The sequence below is a fragment of the Ruegeria sp. AWH4_226 genome (assembly GCF_056159225.1).
Map to the genome: position 1 here is coordinate 292,943 of NZ_JBSWUU010000003.1, position 17,342 is coordinate 310,284.

The following is a 17,342-nucleotide window of genomic DNA, read 5'->3' on the forward strand; positions in this document are numbered from 1 at the left end:
AATTACATCGGAGGCGAGGTGTCCGGTCCCAACATGAGGATTGCCCGAAAGCAGGTAGGCCACTGAGCCTCTTTCGATCTACACTTGCGCACACGTACGCGCCTGCTCCCGCATTACTGCGTAGTCACCCATCATTTCGACGACTGCCGATCCGTCCGGCAGCATCTCCAATTCTTCGGCCGCCCGAGCCTGAAACTCCCTGCTGTATTCCACGACCGGCGGACACGCTGCCACGCCGCCAGCTTCAAAATCCGCCGTCGCGCAGCCGGTTAACCAGCTCGCCCCGATCACAACGACGGCGAGCCGCGGCCTCCAGCATCCTTCGCTGAACTTCATTGGCTTTCTCCCTGGTTTCAAGGCGTTCCGCCAGGCGACCTACACGCTCGCCGGAGCGGCGCAGGGCAAGCAGGAACAGAAGGATCGCGAAGGCTGTGACGCCGTAGCGGAGCGCTGCGCGTGCCCATGCTGGTCCAGCGAGTGTGGCGAGGAGCCCGGAGATCATCGCCGCCCCCGCTTCCAGTCGTCGAGCCGAGCGTAGATCGTGACCGCGATACCGCCGAGCGCGACGGCGATGAACACCCAGCGCAACGTGTCGAGATACGGCACGAGCGGCAGGATGGCAGTCTGGGTCTCTGCCAGGACGCCTTGCGCCACCTCAACCCCGGCTGCGCCCAGCGTCGCCGCACCCGCTGCGCCGCCGCCTTTCATGGTGCGGCTCTGCGCTAGAACCTCGCGCGCTGGTGGCGTTTCTTCGGCGAAGGCAGTCGCCCGGACCGGGAACCGCTCGCCCCACTGCCGTGCAGGGCCGAGATCGACGTGCATGAAGCCCGAGCGCGGGTAGAAGCCGAAACCGAGGAATTCGACCTCCCGCGCCGCCGCCTCGAAGGCCACCGGGTCGTGGTTCGTCATGGCGATGTCGAAGGCGGCGCCGTCGAGGTGCTTGGAGCGGGTGGCGCCGCCCACGGCGCGGTTGTGCTCGGGGCTGCGATAGGCCGAGCGAACAATCAGCGGCTTGCCCAGCCGGTCGCGCAGCGCCTGCAGCCTGTCGAGCGCGGGCTCGTTGATGAGCAGCTTGCCGGTGCCCCGGCAGGCGATTTCGGCCGGGCTGAAATTCGGCCAGCGCCAGCCGCTCTCGGGCACGTTGCGCCAATGGCGGTGGAAGGTCGTGGTCATGGGGTCCTCCGAAAACGAAAAACCCGCCTCGAGGGCGGGTCATTGCGGGCCGATGAATGGAATGGTGAGCGGCTACGGGCTGCCGCCGAAGATCTTGAGCTTGATGGCGATGCCCGCCAGCAGCGCCAGCATGACGCCGGTGGTGATCATGCGGACGGCCGTCTGCATCGCGGTGCGGCGCACCAGCCGGACGCAGTCGAGCAATGATCGCAGATCCCGTATATCGAGCGCCGCTTCTTCACCGTCGAGACCAACATCGGCGAGCGCGCGCTTGGCGCCTTTCTCGGCGGCCCGTGCCAGCATCGCCTCGAACTCGGCGTCGGGCATGCGCACGAAACCCTGATCGGATCGGGGTGGTGTCATGAGGTAATCCTCTCTCCGATCAGCCGATCTTGCAGCCCCAAAGGGACGTGTGATCGGCCGCGAAATACCCATCCTGCGCGCGGAAATACCCATGGAGCTCAATGGTATCGCCCGCCACCAGCGGCACCATCGTCTGCAGCCAGAGGGCCGTGGCTTCCGAGACATGCGCGCCACTGATCTCGCCATAAGACCCTCGGATTTCGGTCCCGCCGTTTAGCACGAGCCGCCCGCGCATCCGGGCCGAGGTGCTGGAATTGACCTTGTAGAGCAGCGTCGCGCCGAAGAGGTAGGTGCCGTCCACGGGCGCTGTGAACAGGTTGGTCCCGGCATCAAAGGCACCCTGATCGTTATAGTCGGTGTTGTTGAGGCCGATCTTCGTCCAGCTCCCGACGCCGACATAGTTGTCGTAGTTGGTGTACGCCTTGAAGCGCGGCAATTGCGGCTGATCGACGATGCCGTTCGCGTTGTCGACGCTGAGCCCGTCGAAGAAGGTGCTGCCGTCGGCGGAGACCGCAAGCCGGAACCTGTCGGAGCCGAACAGCCCGACCAGCGCCTTCGTGACGAAGCCGGTCTGCAGCGTGAGCCCGAGATCGTCGCCTGCGGCCTCCTTATTCATGGTGTAGAACAGATCGCCGCTGCCGCCCTCGGCGACGGTCTTCGCCGTCCAGAGCGCAGCATTCAGCTTGGCCGAGAATGGGTTCGAAGCGTCCGCCGTGGTGCCAAGTCCCAGCAGCGCGAGGTTCTGCAGAGCGTCTGGGGTCGAGCCGACCCAGCCTGCACCGTCGTAGACCAACAGCAGACCTTCGTCCTGGACCCATACGCGCCAGCCAGTCCGCGGTGTCAGGCGCAGCCAGGCTCCGTCGGTCCAGAGCGCGACGTTCAGGTCCCAGCCCGCCCAGTCCCCGGTCGCGCCGGAGCCCACGATATAGCGGTCGCCATCGGTGGGGCTGGCGGGCGGCGCTGTCAGGTCCCGGTCGAGGACGGAAAGCTGGACAAGCCCGTCGAGCAGCCGCAGCGCCTCGTTGTGGGTGACATGTTTCTGGGCCTGCGCCGCGAGGATGTACGGGAGCAGCAGATGCGTAGTGGTGTCGGACATGAGGCCCTCAGAATGTGAGCGTGACGGTTTTCGGCGCGCCCCGCCCCACGAGGGCGGAGAGCTGGAAGAGGCGGATATCGAGCGTGTCGCCGGGCCCGAGCATCGCACCCCAGTCGGCGATTTGATCAGCGGAGCTGTAGACCGCACTGGTTGTGGAGTTGGTCAGCACCCGTTTCACGGAAACGCCATCAAGGATCTCGATCTCGTAGGCCTCGGTCTCCTCGACAAGCGGCACGTCGACCGCGCCCCAGTTGTCGGCCGCGAGTGCGCGGGACCGGCGAGTCCAGCGGATGGTCAGGTCGCCCGTCGCACGTGGTTTGCGCCATGGCTGCTCGACATGGGCGACTGAAAACGGCCGCAGACCCACGCCAACCGGGTTGAAGGAGGCCGCGACATATGTCTCGTCGCTGACAGACCGGCTTGCAGGACCGATGCGCCAGTTCCACGGCAGCCCGAGATCGGCCTCGGCGATCGGGAGGGACGCAAGAGCCTCGTCGAGCACTACCACCCGAGCGCCTGCAAGAGCCGGATTAGCCATGGCCGTTTCCGTGCCGCGCTGGCCACGAAGCAGGCGCATCATTCGATAACGGCCCGGCGCAATCAGGTCTGCCACGCCGGCCTGCACGATTTCCCACGTGCCGGGTGCGCTCTCGATGGCCAGCGCATTGCCCCCGCCGAAGAGCGCCAGATCGGTGACGCTCTCCAGCGTGCCATTCAGCAGATCGATCACCAGCGCATTGCCGAGGTCGAAGCGCGAGGTCGGGCCCGCGAAAAAATCCGAGACCAGCGTTCCGATCCGGGCACGGCCGCCAAATGTCGTCAGCAGCTCGAAGCCATCGGTAGAGGGACTGCGGAACACCGCCATTTCGCCCGGCCAGGGAACGGCGTGCGCTGCGGCGAAGGGCCGATGCGCGGGTTGATCCTCTGTCAGTTGCGGCAGGTCCAGCAGCGCCACCTCGGGTGCGCCGAACACCACGGTTTGCGAAAGCGATGAGGGCCGTGGCGATCCTGGCGGCAGGTCGTGGGCCTCGCGATCCTGGCGGACCGCTTCGATCCCGCGTGCCTCTGCGTCGGCGATGGAGACCAGCCGCAGCGGAAGGTGCCTCCCGTCATGTGCCAGCGTCACGACGTCTGCTGGATCCAATGCCAGCCGCGAGGGCGGCAGGCGGAACACGGCACTCTCGCGGCCGGTCCAGGCTTCCATCAGCGCGCGGCGGCAGCGCCGTTCAGCTTCCTCGGGCGGGACCGCCATCGGAAAGCTCTCCGAGGCAATCCGCGTCGTATCCACCGTGATCCGTTGCGCCTCTACAAGAGCGGCGTCGTAATCTTCGTCCGCACGCGCCACCTGCCATTTGAGCGCCTGCGGCAGTTCGGTTTCCTGCGCACGCGTAAGTTCCAGTAGGTCGCCCTCGCGGGCTGCGACAAGATCGTCGTGCGTCAGGCTGGTGATCGACGCCCGCCCACGCATGACAAAACGGATCATGCCCTCGGTCTCGACAGCGTCGAAGCCAAAGTGCCGCGACAGTGTGGTGATCGAGGCGCGCGGGCTTTCCAGTGCGCCAATGGCGTAGCCCTCGACCGCGCCCCAGAGGCCGGTGACGTCGATGCGATCCTCGGGCAGGTCCGCGCGCAGGCAAAGATCGCGAACGAGCGCTGCCAGCGACACGGCCCCGAGCCGCCCGGTCAGCCAGTGGCCGAGCCGCCAGTTCGCGCCGTCCGTCCAGACGTCGGTCAACGCCGGGAAGAACGGATAGGGTCGCGCATCCCAGGTCCATGCGGCGCATTCGGGCACATGCACCATGCGGCCCCCGTAGACGGACGAGATAGGATTGTTCGCGGCCTCGCCCCAGAACAGGTAGGTCGCCTCGAGATAGGCGCGCTGGATCGCGTCGTCCCGCCAGCCGCGAGAGAAGTACGGCACGAAGCTCTCGGAGGATTTCGGATCGAAGAAGACGTTGGGCTGGTTCGTGCCGCGGTCGATGGCCGGGCATCCGAGCTCGGTGAACCAGATCGGCTTGGATTGCGGCACCCATGCTGTCGGCGCCCCGCTCTCTACCCCGCCCGGACGGTCGTAATGCGGGTTCGACCACCAGGCCCGCAGATCCTTGTAGCGGAAGACCCATGGCTTGGCCGCCGAACCGTCTGTGATCGGCGTGCGGACCTGCGCGCTTCGGTCAGCTGCGCTGGCATAGAACCAGTCGAAGCCTTCGCCGCCCGCGATGTTGGCCTGCAGGTAGGCCCGGTCGTAGATCGCGGGCCAGCCCTCGGCCGCGTCGGCGTGCTCGAACCCGTCCCGCCAGTCAGAGAGCGGCATGTAGTTGTCGATGCCGACGAAATCGATCTCCGGATCCGCCCAGAGTGGATCGAGGTGGAAGAACACATCGCCGCTGCCGTCGCCCGGCTGGTGCCCGAAATATTCTGACCAATCGGCGGCGTAGCCGATCTTCGTCCCGGCCCCGAGAATGGACCGCACATCCGCGAGCAGATCCCGATAGGCCTGCACCGCCGGATAGGTTGATGCGCCGGAGCGGATCGTCGTCAGCCCTGGCATCTCGGTCCCGATCAGGAAGGCATCAACCCCACCCGCCGCCGCGCAGAGATGAGCGTAGTGCAGCACCATGCGGCGCAAACCCCAGTCGCCGGACGTGCCGATCCAAGAAACCGACTGACCCGAGACATTGAAGTTCGCGGGCGTGGCAGCGCCGAACAGCGCGGCAACCTGGCTTGCGGCTGCGGCGGTCTTGTCTACCGTCCCGGCATACCCCGCCGCCGGAGAGCAAGTGATCCGCCCCCGCCAGGGGAACGCGGGCTGACCCGTAAGGGCGGCGTTGTCCGAATATGGGTTCGGCAGGGTGTTGTCCGGCGGCACGTCCATCAGGATGAAGGGATAGAAGGTCACGCGCAGGCCACGCGCCTTCATCTCCTGGATCGCCTGCACGACAGCGAAGTCGGCGGGCGTGCCGCCATAGACGGGGCGATCCTGATCGTCGCGGCTGACCAGAAAGGCATTGGCCCGGCTGACGCCATTCACCGACCAGGTCGATGGCGTGGTCGCTTTCGCGGTGACCTCGACGCCGGGCCGCACCTTGCAGTTCCCAGCACGCAGATCGTTGCCGAACCAGGCCACCACCAGCGACACGCTTTCGACCTTCGGAGCCATGGCCTGTAGCCGGTCCAGCGCCACCACCATGTCGGCGGTATCGGTCAGCGCGTTGAGGTTTTCGGGAGTTTGGGACCCGCTGCCACCCTTTCGGATGCCGGTCGTGGCGTAGGTGAACTCGCCGGATGCCGGGATCATGGTGACGGCCTGCGTAAGCCCCTCGGCCGTGTCCGGATCGGCCAGCGGACGGAAAACTTCGAAACTCAGCTGCGGGATGCGGTTGCCGTAATTGCCGAGCGGCAAGTCCTCGAAAACGACATAGGCCGTGCCGCGATATGCTGGCGTGTTGGCTGCCCCCATCTTCGCCGAAATAAGCGGATCGGCCGTCTGGCCTTCGTCGCCCGGATACCAGCGCCAGGTGATCCCGGCGGTGTCCAGCAGCTTGCCGTCGGCCCAGATGCGGCCAATGCCCGTGATCGGCCCCTCGCAGAGCGCAACGGCGAACGAGGCATAGTAGAAGTATTCGGTGGTCTTGACCTTGCCGCCACCCCCACCACCCTTGCCGCCGCCCTGTGTGGTGGTCTTTGTCTCCTCGCGGAAATCCGTCGCCCAGATGATGTTGCCTCCGATCCGCATCCGGCCATAGAGCCGCGGGATCACCGCCCCTTCGGTGGCAGAGGTGATGCGCAGATTGTCCATCCGCGCACCTTCGATCCGCTGGGTCGGCGCCAGAGACGAGATGATCCAACTGTCGACAACCGAGCCAATGGTGGAGCCGATGAAGCCACCGATTGTGGCGGCGCTGACGCCAAGGATTGCACCGCCGATCGAACCGCCAATGGCGGCGCCAGCGGCACCGAGAATGAGGGTGGCCATGTCGGGGTCTCAGCGTTGCGGGAACAAGAAAGCGAAGGCGATACGTCGCCGCCAGGATCGGGTGAGCGGTTCCTCGATCACGCCGAGCCGCTCGTAGGCGTGAAGGAAGGTGGCGGGCCCGGTCAGGATCCCGACATGCTTGGCGATGGCGCGGGGCGTCATCCGGAACAGGAGCAGCGCGCCGGGACCGGCCTCGGCGGGCGACACCTCGATCATCATGGAGCGCGCGCCTTCCGCCAGAACCTCGCGCAGCCCGGTTTCGCCCCAGTCGCGGCTATAGGGCGGGATCGGGAACGGCTCTGGCCCCACCACCTCGCGCCAGACGCCCCGGGCGAGGCCGAGGCAGTCACAACCCACGCCCCGAAGGCTGGCCTGATCGTGATACGGCGTGCCGAGCCAGGAGCGCGCGATGGCGATGACGCGCTCGGAATCGGCGCTCACAGTACGGCCCCCTCGTGGCCGCCATCCTTCGTGGCGTAGCGCAGCACCGCATCTTGGCCGGGGATATGCGGGAAGCCCCGGAAATTGACGGTGTTGGCGAACTTCGCGCCGCAGGTCTCGATACGTTTGTCGCAGCCTGCACGAATGGTGAAAGCATCACCGGCCGCGATGGACCGGACCGGCGCTTCCAGAAGCGTCAGCAGCGCAATACCGTCAGTCAGGTCATGTGCGATGATCTCAGACCGCCGTCCCGCGTTTGCGCCGCCGGTCCATTCGACCGTGCCGAAGGTGAACCAGCCGGCCTCGAAGTCGCGGAGACCCGAGGCCGTAAAGGCCCGGTCGCGCAGGAGATCGATGACGGTGCCCGTCCCCTTGTAGCCGGGGTCCTCCAGATCGACCCCACAGCGCGCATCCCCTAGCGCGGCATCACAGGTCGCCTGGAAGGTCCGCCCGACCGTCTGCCCCAGCACATGGGCGAGCGAGCGGACCTCGGCGACGAAGGCCAACCGCCCACGCCGGATCTGGCCAATGGCACCGCGCCGCATCAATACGCGCTGGCCGGTGTCGGCCCAGTTTACCCGCCAGACTTCGACCTCGGCGTTGTCCCAGCGGCCATCGAGTATGTCGGTTTCGGTGATCCGGTCCGAGGTCAGCACGCCCTCGGCGTCCTGCGCATCGACCGACAGGTCCGAGCCCGACCGCACCTCCGACGCCGTGAGCCCGCTCTCGGGCTCGAAGTCGGTGCCATCGAAGCTCAGCGTCCGGTCGTGATCAGTGAAGCCGAAAGTCACGCCATCGGACCGCGTGATCCGCCAGCACCAGGCGAGCGTCGTCGTGCCCTCGTCGAGATGGGCCTGCAGGGCGGGGTCGAGGGTCTTCATCGGCGGATCTCCAGAAGCGGAATGGAGGTGATCGAGCCCAGCCGCTCGAGGTCGAGCGTCACGTCGAGGGCGTCGGTGTCGAAGCGGACGGGCACGTCGAACTCAAAGCCCGCGGTGATGGCGACCCCGGAGCCCGGGGCGATGCCGAAGGTGATAACGCCGGTCATGGTGTCGAGGGACCATCCGGAGGGCTGCTCCACGCCGCCAATTGCGATGCGCACGCTGCCTGCCACTGGTTTGGCGACGGCGCGCGTCCAGGATTGCGCGCCCGAGGCATAGTGCTTCACCAGTTGGAAGGCGGTCGTCGCGCCGTCGCCGGTGCCAACCGCCTGGTCGGTCGGCCCTGGCACCTGTGACGGCAGGCAGGACTTGTGGTCACCCCAGTCCTTGAAGCGAAAGCCATGAAGGCGACCGTTCCGCGCCTCGAAGAAGGCGACGACGGCGGCGAGATCGTCCGCCCGGCGTATGCCGTACGCGACATCGTAGCGGCGGCGCGAGTTGGCCCAAGTGGCGTTGCGTTCTTCGTCGCCGGAGGCGAGTTCGACGATCTGGGTGCGCCGCTCGGGTCCGCCGCGCGCGCCGCGGCTGATGTTGTCGGGAAACCGGACCTCGTGAAACGCCATTACATCCCCCTCCGGCCGAGCGAGACCGCACGGGCAATGTCGGCCGCGACCTGGGTGCGGGATTGCCGGAAGCTCTCGGCGTCACGGGCCACTATGGTGACGTTGACCCCACCGCCTCCGCCATACGATTGCGCCTCACGCCGCGACAGCACGCGTTCGCCGCGTTGCAGGATCGCGGGCACCTCGTCGTGGCGAAGTCCGGCCATGCCGCCTGAATGCATGCGAGGCGCGGCGGCGAAGGCCATGGCCGGGACCATGCGCGAAGGCCCGCCCGATCCAACCATGCCGCCCGCGTGCAGGATGTTCGCGAAGATACCACCCGCGCCGCTAAGCGCTCCGGAAAGCGCATTGGCGATCGGCCCCAGGATGAACCGACGCGCCGCCAGCTTGGCGAGATCGGCCAGCAGCGAGGTGACGAGGTCGCGGAAATCCAGCTTGCCCGTTTTCACGAACGTAGCCACTGCATTCTCGGCCGACTGGAACGCGCTGACGAGGCTTTGACCAATATCACCGCCGATGTCGCGGGCCTTGTTGGCATAGTCGCTGAGCGCTGCGGTGACGGCCTGCCAGCCGGAAACTGCGGCTTCGGTATTTGGTTCAGCGGCCGCCGCTGCAGCCCCGGCCGCTGCGCCCGCACCCGTGGCCGCCTGTCCGGCATCGCCAAGCGCCGTCTCCAGCCGCTCGGCCGCGCCTGTGGCCTCGGTCAGCGCGTCTGCGCCACCCTCATTGCTGCCCTGCACCGCGTCATGCAGGGCGTGCCAGCTATCGAGTGGCGCACGCGCGCCTTCCGCCAAATCCCGCGCGGCACCGCGATACGTGTTGGCCGTGGCCAGTGCAGCATTGGCCGCCTGGGTGAGCCCAAGATCGGGCGCGGTGAGCGGATTGTCCTCGAAGGCCCGGTCGAAGGCCGTCTGCGCGGCGGTGGTCGCGGCAGTTGCTGCGCCCTCAAACCGGTTCTCAATCTGGCCCAGCTCAAGATCCGGGATAATCGAGATACGTCGCTCCGACCCGAGCGCTTCCAGCCCCTGATTGATCCCGCCGATGAATGTGTTGATGCGAGAGACAACGCCGTTCAGCATTGCTTCGACGCCATCGATCAGGCTGTTGGCAGCCTGAAACGCCAGATCGCCGATGGCGGCGGGTAGCCGACCCCAGATCGCCTTGATCGCCTCGTAGGCGCCCTCGAAGGTATTCGCCGCCGTGTTGCCGAAGCCTACCACGCTCTCGATGGCGCTCTGCATGCCCGATGCGGCGTCTGCCTTCAGGTCGAAGAACATCGCCGTGGCGGCCGCTCCCGCCGCTGCCGCGCCCATCCTGATCCGACCCCAGACCTCGACGGCGACGTCCTTCAGGAGGGACATCGCCTCGCCGAAGCCGCCAGCCCCCGAGACGAGCCGGGTGAACTGGTAGACGAGCTCGCCCGCACCGACGATCAGCGCGCCAATACCCGTGCGGATCAGCGCCCCCCGCAGGACGACCAGCGCGGTGGCAAGGCCGCGAACAGAGAGCGCCGCGGCAGCCATCCCGGCGACCCAGCGTCCTGCGAGAAAGGCGGCAAAGGTGGTGGCATAGGTGGTCAGGCGGCCGATGTTGTCGAAAAGGCCGCTGATCGCGATGCCGAGCGGCCCCGTGCGGCTGGCGACTGCCGCCATGGAGTTAGCGACCGCTTCCAACGCAGGCGCGGCAGCAACCGCCAGCTGGTTCGACAGCCCGCGCCAGATCAGTCCGAGCCGGGATATGGCGTCGTTCGTCCGCTCGATCTGGTCGGCATCCTGCTCCGAGACGACCACTCCGAAGGCGAGAACATCCTCGGTCGCCTGACGCAGCGTCGCGGTGTCGATCCGCGACATGGCGATGGAGCCTTCCTCGCCGAAAAGCTGGCCCGCGACAGCGGCGCGTTCGGCCACGGGCACGAAATCCTCGATGGCGGCGTTAATCGCGCCAACGCGTTCGTCAAGTGGCAGGGTCAGCAGATCGGACACAGAGAGCCCCAGTCGCTCGAGCGCATCAGCGGCGGGGCCGGTCCCGGCGGCCGCCTGGCTGAGCCGACGCGTCAGATCCTTGGTGGCCTGTTCGATGCCGGACATCGACACGCCCGCCAGCTCGCCCGCGCGCTCCAGCGTCTGGATCGAAGCAACTGTAGTGCCAAGCGATTGCGCCAGCTTCGCCTGCGCATCCACCGTTTGAAGCCCCGAGCGGACCATGGCCACGCCAGCAGCCGCAGCGGCAGCAACCGCAGCAGCTGCCGCAACTCGCACCCGCCGTGCGAAACCTGCGAGCCGGGCGTTGGCCGCCTCCATCTCGCGACTGAGACGGCCGAAACCGCGCGCTCCGGCTTCACCCACGCCTTCCAGCTCGGCGCGCACCTGTCGGCCGCCAACCGCCGCAAGGCGGACGCTGACCCTCTTCTCAGCCATGGGAGTGATCCATCTGTTCGTTGAGCTTGGCGACCATCACCGCTTCGATGACCGGCAGCAGTTCAGCCATGGCGAGCGGCGGCACGCCGAGGGCGTTACCGAGCGCCAGTGCCGCCGACATGTCCCAGCCGACGACGGCGCCGGGCAGGACACGGAGCTGACCGCCGAGACGTCCGACAAGGTCCCATACCAGCCAACCCTCATGCGTAAGGGGCCGGTTCAGCCTTGCCGGGCAGTCCGGGCAGGCTTGCGTACAGGCTTGGCAGTATCGCTCGCCCCCGCCGAAGGACCAGTCGGCGAGAGCGCGGAGGCGTTTTTTTCCTGTTCCAGCAGCAGCCCCTTCGAGACGTAGGTCAGCTGGAACGCCTCGAAGATCGGCCAGACATCAAGCAGCGCGTCGATGGCCTCGGGGCTCGGCTCGATGGGATTGCCCTCCGCATCGCCGATGCCCTCCCAGGCGAGAACCGCGCGGCGCGCGAGCGCCTTGGCGAAGGCGACGGCGCGCTCTTCGTCGGAGGCGTCGTCCGGCACCGCCTCCACCGCCGGATCGCTGCGCGTCGCCACCATCAGCGCGGTGGTCAGAGGGCGCAGCTGCACCCGGACGCCGGGGGCGAGGTCATGCCAGCGCGGGTCATCGGTCAGGTCGAGCGTGAGCATCAGTATACCTCGATGTCGTTGATCAGGGTGGCGGTGCACATCCGCCCGACAATGCTGTCGCGGGCGGACTGCCAGTCGAAGGTCGCCTGCACGCCCTGCGGACCAGAGATCTCGATCCGCGGGCGCGGCAGGTAGACGGCGTGCACGGTGAAGGTGAAGCTCCCGCCCGAGGGCAGGACGTAGGCGAATTCCATCTCACAGGCCTCGCCGTTGATCGCCTGCGTCACCAGCGTCTGGTCGGCAAAGCGCACCTCGATCCGGCCGGTCAGCGCCGCGATGGACGGGTCGGCGCCATCGATGCGGCCGTCCGAGCGGATCGTCTCGATCCGGTCGAGGTTGTTGGCATAGGTGATCTCGGCGGAGACAACATTGCCGAGGGCGGTGCCGTTGCGTGTGATAGACCCGTTGAAATGGCCGAAGCGTTTCAGCTCCAGCGCGGCGGGTGTCCCAGCGCTGGTGGTCGTGCCGACCGTCTCGCCCTGCGCCACCAGCTGCGCCGTCGCGGTCAGCAGCCCCGAGCGCTGCATCTGCCAGGTGATCTGGTCGAGCACGCAGCCGGAGTACATCGCATAGCGCGGCACCTCCGGCATGCCGGTCTCGATCGACATGCTGGGCAGCGTCCAGCCCCCCGACTGGAACTCGTGCGTCCAGGGGCCAGTGCCGGTCGTAATTGGGCCGCCAAAGGCTGCCTTCAGCCAGAACCCGAAGGCTTCCGCATCGAGCGGCACCACAACATCGCCGTCAGCCGTCACTGCGTCCTTGATCGGGGCCAGCGGGTCGCGGCCGTAGCCCAGCAACTCCGAGTTCAGCAGTGGCTGCTCCGCGCCCAGCGAGGTGCTGGCGAAGGGCATCTTCGTGAAACCGCCCACGGGGGGCGTTCCATAGGTCGTCTCGAACGCAAGCGCCATCTGCGCCCGCGCCCCTTGGGCCCGTGCCATTGTGTTCTCCTTAAACTTTGGGGATCAGCCGAGCGGATCGACCGTTGAATAGTGCAGCACCACCGGGATCACGGCGGCCTTCAGGCTAGCCGCACCCTCGACCGGCAGATCGACTGGGCGTGGTGCTTCTCCCTCGACCCAGTCGCAGAGGCCGCCAAGTGTTCGGTCGGCGGCAAGCGCCTCGCCGATGCTGACGCAGAGCGTATCGAAGGCGACGTCGCGATCATTGCCCTGAACCACCGCTTCGATCTCTGCGCGGTGCTGGTAGTGATAGGCGAACGGCGACAAAGTCACTTCCGGCTCCGCCGGCTCGCCATCGCGCAGGATCAGCAGCCCCTCGGCCGGCACGCGCTCGGGCAGCACCTCACCGCGCAGGGCGGTGGCGGCCAGCGCCGAGAGCCGCGCGTGCAGCGCGTTTAGGATGGTTTCGCGAGTGGTGGGCATATCAGTTGCAGCTTTGGGTCCATGTTTTCAGCATAATGGTCAACCGCAGGGGGAGACGCTCCTACTCGAACCAGCCACTGTCATCAAAGAAGTGATCTACCAATTTCAATTTCGTCGGAGTCTCTACCTTTGCCTCGAAAACCATCCAAAATGGAAAGTCATGAGATATTTCCGCTGCATCGTTCTTTGGGCCATAATGCAGCGTTACAGGAGCAATGCCCGAGAACCGCACGAGCACATTCTCAGCGGAGATCAAAACTATTTCGACATCGTCATCATCTATCCAAAGATCGACTTCATAACCGCGCCCGGAGAGCGAGCTTATGGTGTCAAAGTTTTCTGTAACAAGCGCGTTCATCATGGTCTCGTACACGCTTTTCTCCAGGGCGTTTTGAACTGAACTGCGGCACTCAGAGAACGAGATCAAAAGCCCTTCCAACGCGCCGAGCGCTTCTGCGATGAAGGCATCAATCGCTTCTGGATCTTGTTGTAGAGTTTCCGGACGAACATGCGTCGCTTTGTTCAGTTCGTTGATCGCATGAATGGCTTCTTTGTGAAGCTCGTCGACATCTACCCCTAAAGACGTGATGAATTCGTCCGAGAACCCTCCCTGCGTCGCATACGTCGCGCGCTGACGCCGAGTAACCGTTGGCGTGTCTTCTGCTTGCAGGAACCACCTGCATTTTCGGACTTCTTCGTCTGGAGCCAGCGTGTGCAGAAGGTGACCGAAGAGTTCACGCAAGCCTGCAGCAGACAGGTGCATCCGGACGGGATTTTCCATGTCTCGCGCTACCCGTAGGCTTCCAGCCAACAAGTCCCGAGAGAAATCATCCGGTAGAAGATCTTGTAGGTCCATTGCCGGGCAGCTCCGATCGATTCAGGAAAAAGTGTTTTTGAAGCAATAGCCTGTTTCATATCTTGGTCTCTAGCCAGTTTGCCACAATCAACCCCGGCACGACCTCATGCACCCGCGCCGCATCGCGCGCCAAATCCAGCCGCTTCGGCAACTTGACCTGCGGGACCAGGAGGAAGATCGGCGCGGTGACCTGGTTGCGGCCGGTTTTCGAGCGCGATGCCACCGCCTGACCGCGGTTGTTGATGCGGGCACGGTCTGCCACCAGCAGGCTCGGACCACGGCGGCGATAGACGAACCGCAAGCGCAAACCGCGCCGCCGTTCCCATTCGCCCGGGGTGATCCGGCGACCACGCAGGCCTCGACCTGCTGCTTCCGTGGGGATCGCGAGGTAGAACCCCTCTTTCGAGCGGATCAGCGGCCCGGTGTCATGCGCGCCAACGATGACCGGGGCTTTGGACCAGACCAGCGCCGCTGCATCAAGGCTTTCGCCTGCACGGGGGAAGGTCTGGTTGCGGATCGAGTTGGCGAGCCGTCGCCCGAGCCCTGCGCCAGTGATCTGCATGCGCCACGAAGACTTCAGACCAGTCCCTGCCTCGCGCATGGCGGCGGTGACGGCTTTCTCGCCGGCGGTCACCTCGGCGGCCATGGCGGCAACGATGTCAGGTGTGATGTCGAGTTTCAACTTCATGTCGGGCGCAGATCAACGGTCCAGACCAACCGCTCACGGTCACGGACAGGCTCGCCCTGAATGAGAAAGGCTTCCCCGTCGATCTCCACGCGGTCGCCGGGGCGTGGGTTCGCCACCTCGGCGACGCGCAGGTCGATCCGAGTGGTCTCGGACCAGAGCCGGGCATCGCCGAAGTCAGTGATCGCATCCGCCTGCCGGGAGACGACACGTACCAGCACAGGCGCGCCGCCATCGGAGGTGTAGACCGCTTCCCGCCCGATGTTGGAATCTGAGAACAGTGCATCAACGATGGCGGCAAACGCCGTCATCAGAAGCTCGCGTTCAGCCGCACCCGGCCGATGGTGTCACCGGCTCCGCCAGCAACAGCTTCGGTAGCCACGCCGATCAATGTGTTCGATGTGGCCACGCTCGTGGTGCGCTTGTTGGTGTCGTCCCAATAGACCTTTGCGCCCGCGGTCCAGGCTTGTGAGCCGGCCTTGGTGAGGTCGAACACGCCGGTAAGGGCGGCTTCGACAGGATCGTTCAGAGCGGCGTCCGCGGATGCGATGCCGAAGATGGAGCCGACGAGCAGGCCATCGCCGGAGGTCACGGCGTAGGGCGCGGTCAGGGTGATGGTGTTGCCGGGCTGGACGTAGTTTTTCATGGCGGGATCCTTTGCAAACGGGAACGGGCGGCCCGATTGGACCGCCCGTCAGAGGTGAGATGTCAGCGATGGCCCGGTTTATGCGCCCGGATTTTTGTAGAGGCCGCGCCAGTCGATGGCCTTGGCGCCGAAGTCGAGGCGGCATTTGATCTCGACCCCGTCGACGTCGAAACCGTTGCGCGTCTCGATGTAGGCGCCCTGCTGGCCCTCGAGATAGGCGTACTCGATGGTGTCGATCTGGTTCGGGCTGGCCGCCAGATACCAGGCGGTCTCGCTGGCGGCGTCGAGGCGCGGCTCGCTGATCGGCGCGAGGGTGCGGATCGACTGCGGCACCACGCTGGAGGTCGCGGCGGGCACCAGGTTCTGCGCGACCAGCTGCTCGGCCTTCAGTTCCAGCGAGGCGGGCACGATCAAAAAGGCGGGCCGGACATTGAGCACCGTCTTCTTGTCGAGGCCGGTCTGCTTGGCCATCGCCGCCCGTGCCGCGCCGACGCTGCTTACGTCGAGCGCCGCGCCGGTGCCGGCGAGGTTCTTGTGGCTGGTGTGGAAGAGCGCGTTACCATCCGCCATTGCCGGGTTGGCGGTGATGATGCCCCAGACTACGTCCGATTCCAGCTGGGCGATGGAGTTGCCGTACATTGCCGGGATCCGGGTGAACGCGTCGAGATCGTCGTTGATCAGCGTCTGGCGGGTGATCGCGACCACCCGGCCATAGGTCTTGACCTTGTAGCTCTCCTTGCTCTCGCCGAGCGTGCCGCGTTTGAACTCGCCACTTTCGCTCACTTCCAGCAGCTGCGGCGCTTCCCCGAGCTGGACCCGGTGCATCGCCTTGAAGTCGGTGGCGAGGACCTGGCGGCAGAACAGCATGAAGGTCCGGGGATAGGCCTCGTAGGCTTGCCGGAGGGTCTTGTTGGTGACGGCGGAGAGGATCTCGGGGAAGTCTGAGGTCGAGTGCAGCGCCCGCGTGGCCACCTCGTCGCGCGACAGGCCCCGCGTGCTGACCCCGGCATTGCCGAGGCTTTCCCGAGCCAGTTCCATGAGCGTCATGCCGCGATACTGGCGGGCAGCATCCTCCAGCTGGAAGAGTGTCGGGCTGTAGCGATGCAGCAGCGCATTGGCCACGGCGTCGCGGCGGGTGACCTGCTCATCGCGGCCACCGAGCGGGATCGATACCTGGCTGAAGGTGCGGGCTTCTTCGGATTTGGCGGACACCTGATCGAGGATCAAGCGCCGGGCCTCATCGACGTCGGTGCCGCGTTTCACCAGATCCTCGGCAAAGCTGCGCTCGAGGTTCAGGCGGCCTGCCAGATCATAGATTGTGGAGACGCGGTCGCGCTCGCCCTCGCGTGCGCGGGTTGCGACAGCTTCGGCATCAGGCGCTGCGGGGGCGTCGGGCGTTTGCGGCTTCGGCTGCGCGCGGGTCTGGGTGGCAGCATCCTTCGGCTCTGCCACAGGTGTCTTCGGTTCGGTCACGGTGGTGTCCTCGGTTTTTACCGGCTCGGTCGGCTGGTTGGCGTGGATTTCGGCGTCGCTCGCCGGATCATTGGTTTTCTCCGTCATCGGGATGGCTCCTGTGGTTGGGGTTGGGACGTCCCGGCGATGGAGGACGCAGTCATGAAGGGGGGATTGCGCGCGAAACCCCGCGGCAGGGTCCGCGCCAACGGGCACGGCGGACACCTCAAAGGGTGTCCAGTCCACCGCGCGCCAGAGCTCACGGGCCGCTTCGGGCTTCGAGACCTCGAAGCGGTGCACCTGATAGCCGATGGAGACCGCGCGGATGTGTCCGGCCTGGATGTCGCGCCAGATCGGCTCGACATCGGCGCGTTCAGAAATCCGGACCTGCGCAATGCCGCGACCGTTTTCGATACGCGCCGAGCCTGGGACGACCGAGCCGATCACGGCATCGAGCGTGTCGACCTCGTGCACTTTCAGGAACGGCGCGCCCGCATTCAGCCGATCCAGCCGCACATGGTCCGGATCGAGGCTCAGTTCCTCATCATAGGGCTCTCCGAACAGGGTCGACCGGCGGACCCGAGCGCCTGCCGACCAGATCACCTCGACGGTGCGGGCGTCGGTATCGGCTGAGTTCGGCGCAAGCTCCGCCATCCGACGCAAGGCCGGGATTTCGATCATCGTGTCCATATTG

At 66.0% G+C, this 17,342-nt stretch carries 18 protein-coding genes; all 18 read right to left on the bottom strand.

Annotation, left to right across the window (positions count from 1 at the left end):
• Positions 1-78 precede the first annotated feature (78 nt).
• A complete protein-coding gene (locus tag ACXAET_RS19805; protein WP_475189386.1) occupies positions 79-336 on the bottom strand; it encodes a hypothetical protein in 258 nt (85 codons plus the stop codon).
• A 162-nt stretch (positions 337-498) separates the two neighbouring features.
• Entirely contained in the window at positions 499-1,173 is a 675-nt protein-coding gene (locus ACXAET_RS19810; protein ID WP_475189390.1) for a YcbK family protein, read from the bottom strand.
• 72 nt (positions 1,174-1,245) lie between these two features.
• Positions 1,246-1,536, bottom strand: coding sequence for a DUF6127 family protein (locus tag ACXAET_RS19815; RefSeq protein WP_475189394.1), 291 nt, complete (start codon positions 1,534-1,536; stop codon positions 1,246-1,248).
• Positions 1,537-1,555: 19 nt separating this feature from the next.
• On the bottom strand, positions 1,556-2,632 hold the full coding sequence (locus tag ACXAET_RS19820) for a DUF2793 domain-containing protein (protein WP_475189398.1): 1,077 nt from the start codon (positions 2,630-2,632) through the stop codon (positions 1,556-1,558).
• A 7-nt stretch (positions 2,633-2,639) separates the two neighbouring features.
• Positions 2,640-6,608 carry a baseplate multidomain protein megatron gene (locus tag ACXAET_RS19825; protein WP_475189410.1) on the bottom strand — a complete coding sequence of 1,323 codons (3,969 nt, stop codon included), beginning with the start codon at positions 6,606-6,608 and terminating at the stop codon, positions 2,640-2,642.
• A 9-nt stretch (positions 6,609-6,617) separates the two neighbouring features.
• Positions 6,618-7,049 (bottom strand): NlpC/P60 family protein, encoded by a 432-nt coding sequence (locus ACXAET_RS19830; RefSeq protein WP_274216414.1) that lies wholly within the window; start codon positions 7,047-7,049, stop codon positions 6,618-6,620.
• Positions 7,046-7,930 carry a DUF2163 domain-containing protein gene (locus ACXAET_RS19835; RefSeq protein WP_475189418.1) on the bottom strand — a complete coding sequence of 295 codons (885 nt, stop codon included), beginning with the start codon at positions 7,928-7,930 and terminating at the stop codon, positions 7,046-7,048. The genes ACXAET_RS19830 and ACXAET_RS19835 overlap by 4 nt, the downstream gene beginning before the upstream one ends.
• A complete protein-coding gene (locus ACXAET_RS19840) occupies positions 7,927-8,553 on the bottom strand; it encodes a phage distal tail protein, Rcc01695 family (protein ID WP_475189423.1) in 627 nt (208 codons plus the stop codon). Before ACXAET_RS19840 ends, ACXAET_RS19835 begins: the two co-directional genes overlap by 4 nt.
• Complete coding sequence (locus ACXAET_RS19845; RefSeq protein WP_475189430.1) at positions 8,553-10,970, bottom strand: phage tail tape measure C-terminal domain-containing protein; 2,418 nt, start codon at positions 10,968-10,970, stop codon at positions 8,553-8,555. Before ACXAET_RS19845 ends, ACXAET_RS19840 begins: the two co-directional genes overlap by 1 nt.
• Positions 10,963-11,091, bottom strand: coding sequence for a DUF7697 family protein (locus tag ACXAET_RS19850; protein WP_280939144.1), 129 nt, complete (start codon positions 11,089-11,091; stop codon positions 10,963-10,965). Before ACXAET_RS19850 ends, ACXAET_RS19845 begins: the two co-directional genes overlap by 8 nt.
• A 98-nt stretch (positions 11,092-11,189) precedes the next feature.
• The gene (locus ACXAET_RS19855; RefSeq protein WP_475189435.1) at positions 11,190-11,627 is read right to left on the bottom strand and encodes a hypothetical protein; all 438 of its coding nucleotides are present in this window, start codon (positions 11,625-11,627) and stop codon (positions 11,190-11,192) included.
• Positions 11,627-12,565: a phage tail tube protein gene (locus tag ACXAET_RS19860; protein WP_475189438.1), complete on the bottom strand. Its 939-nt coding sequence runs from the start codon at positions 12,563-12,565 to the stop codon at positions 11,627-11,629. Before ACXAET_RS19860 ends, ACXAET_RS19855 begins: the two co-directional genes overlap by 1 nt.
• Before the next feature lie 24 nt (positions 12,566-12,589).
• Positions 12,590-13,009: an acyl-CoA transferase gene (locus tag ACXAET_RS19865; protein ID WP_475189442.1), complete on the bottom strand. Its 420-nt coding sequence runs from the start codon at positions 13,007-13,009 to the stop codon at positions 12,590-12,592.
• A 61-nt stretch (positions 13,010-13,070) separates the two neighbouring features.
• Complete coding sequence (locus ACXAET_RS19870; protein ID WP_475189447.1) at positions 13,071-13,865, bottom strand: pPIWI-associating nuclease domain-containing protein; 795 nt, start codon at positions 13,863-13,865, stop codon at positions 13,071-13,073.
• 55 nt (positions 13,866-13,920) lie between these two features.
• Positions 13,921-14,553: a DUF6441 family protein gene (locus ACXAET_RS19875; protein ID WP_475189451.1), complete on the bottom strand. Its 633-nt coding sequence runs from the start codon at positions 14,551-14,553 to the stop codon at positions 13,921-13,923.
• Positions 14,550-14,861 carry a head-tail joining protein gene (locus ACXAET_RS19880; protein ID WP_475189455.1) on the bottom strand — a complete coding sequence of 104 codons (312 nt, stop codon included), beginning with the start codon at positions 14,859-14,861 and terminating at the stop codon, positions 14,550-14,552. Before ACXAET_RS19880 ends, ACXAET_RS19875 begins: the two co-directional genes overlap by 4 nt.
• A complete protein-coding gene (locus ACXAET_RS19885; RefSeq protein ID WP_475189459.1) occupies positions 14,861-15,196 on the bottom strand; it encodes a DUF2190 family protein in 336 nt (111 codons plus the stop codon). The genes ACXAET_RS19880 and ACXAET_RS19885 overlap by 1 nt, the downstream gene beginning before the upstream one ends.
• Positions 15,197-15,274: 78 nt before the next feature.
• The gene (locus ACXAET_RS19890) at positions 15,275-17,338 is read right to left on the bottom strand and encodes a prohead protease/major capsid protein fusion protein (protein ID WP_475189463.1); all 2,064 of its coding nucleotides are present in this window, start codon (positions 17,336-17,338) and stop codon (positions 15,275-15,277) included.
• Between the last annotated feature and the right edge of the window lie 4 nt (positions 17,339-17,342).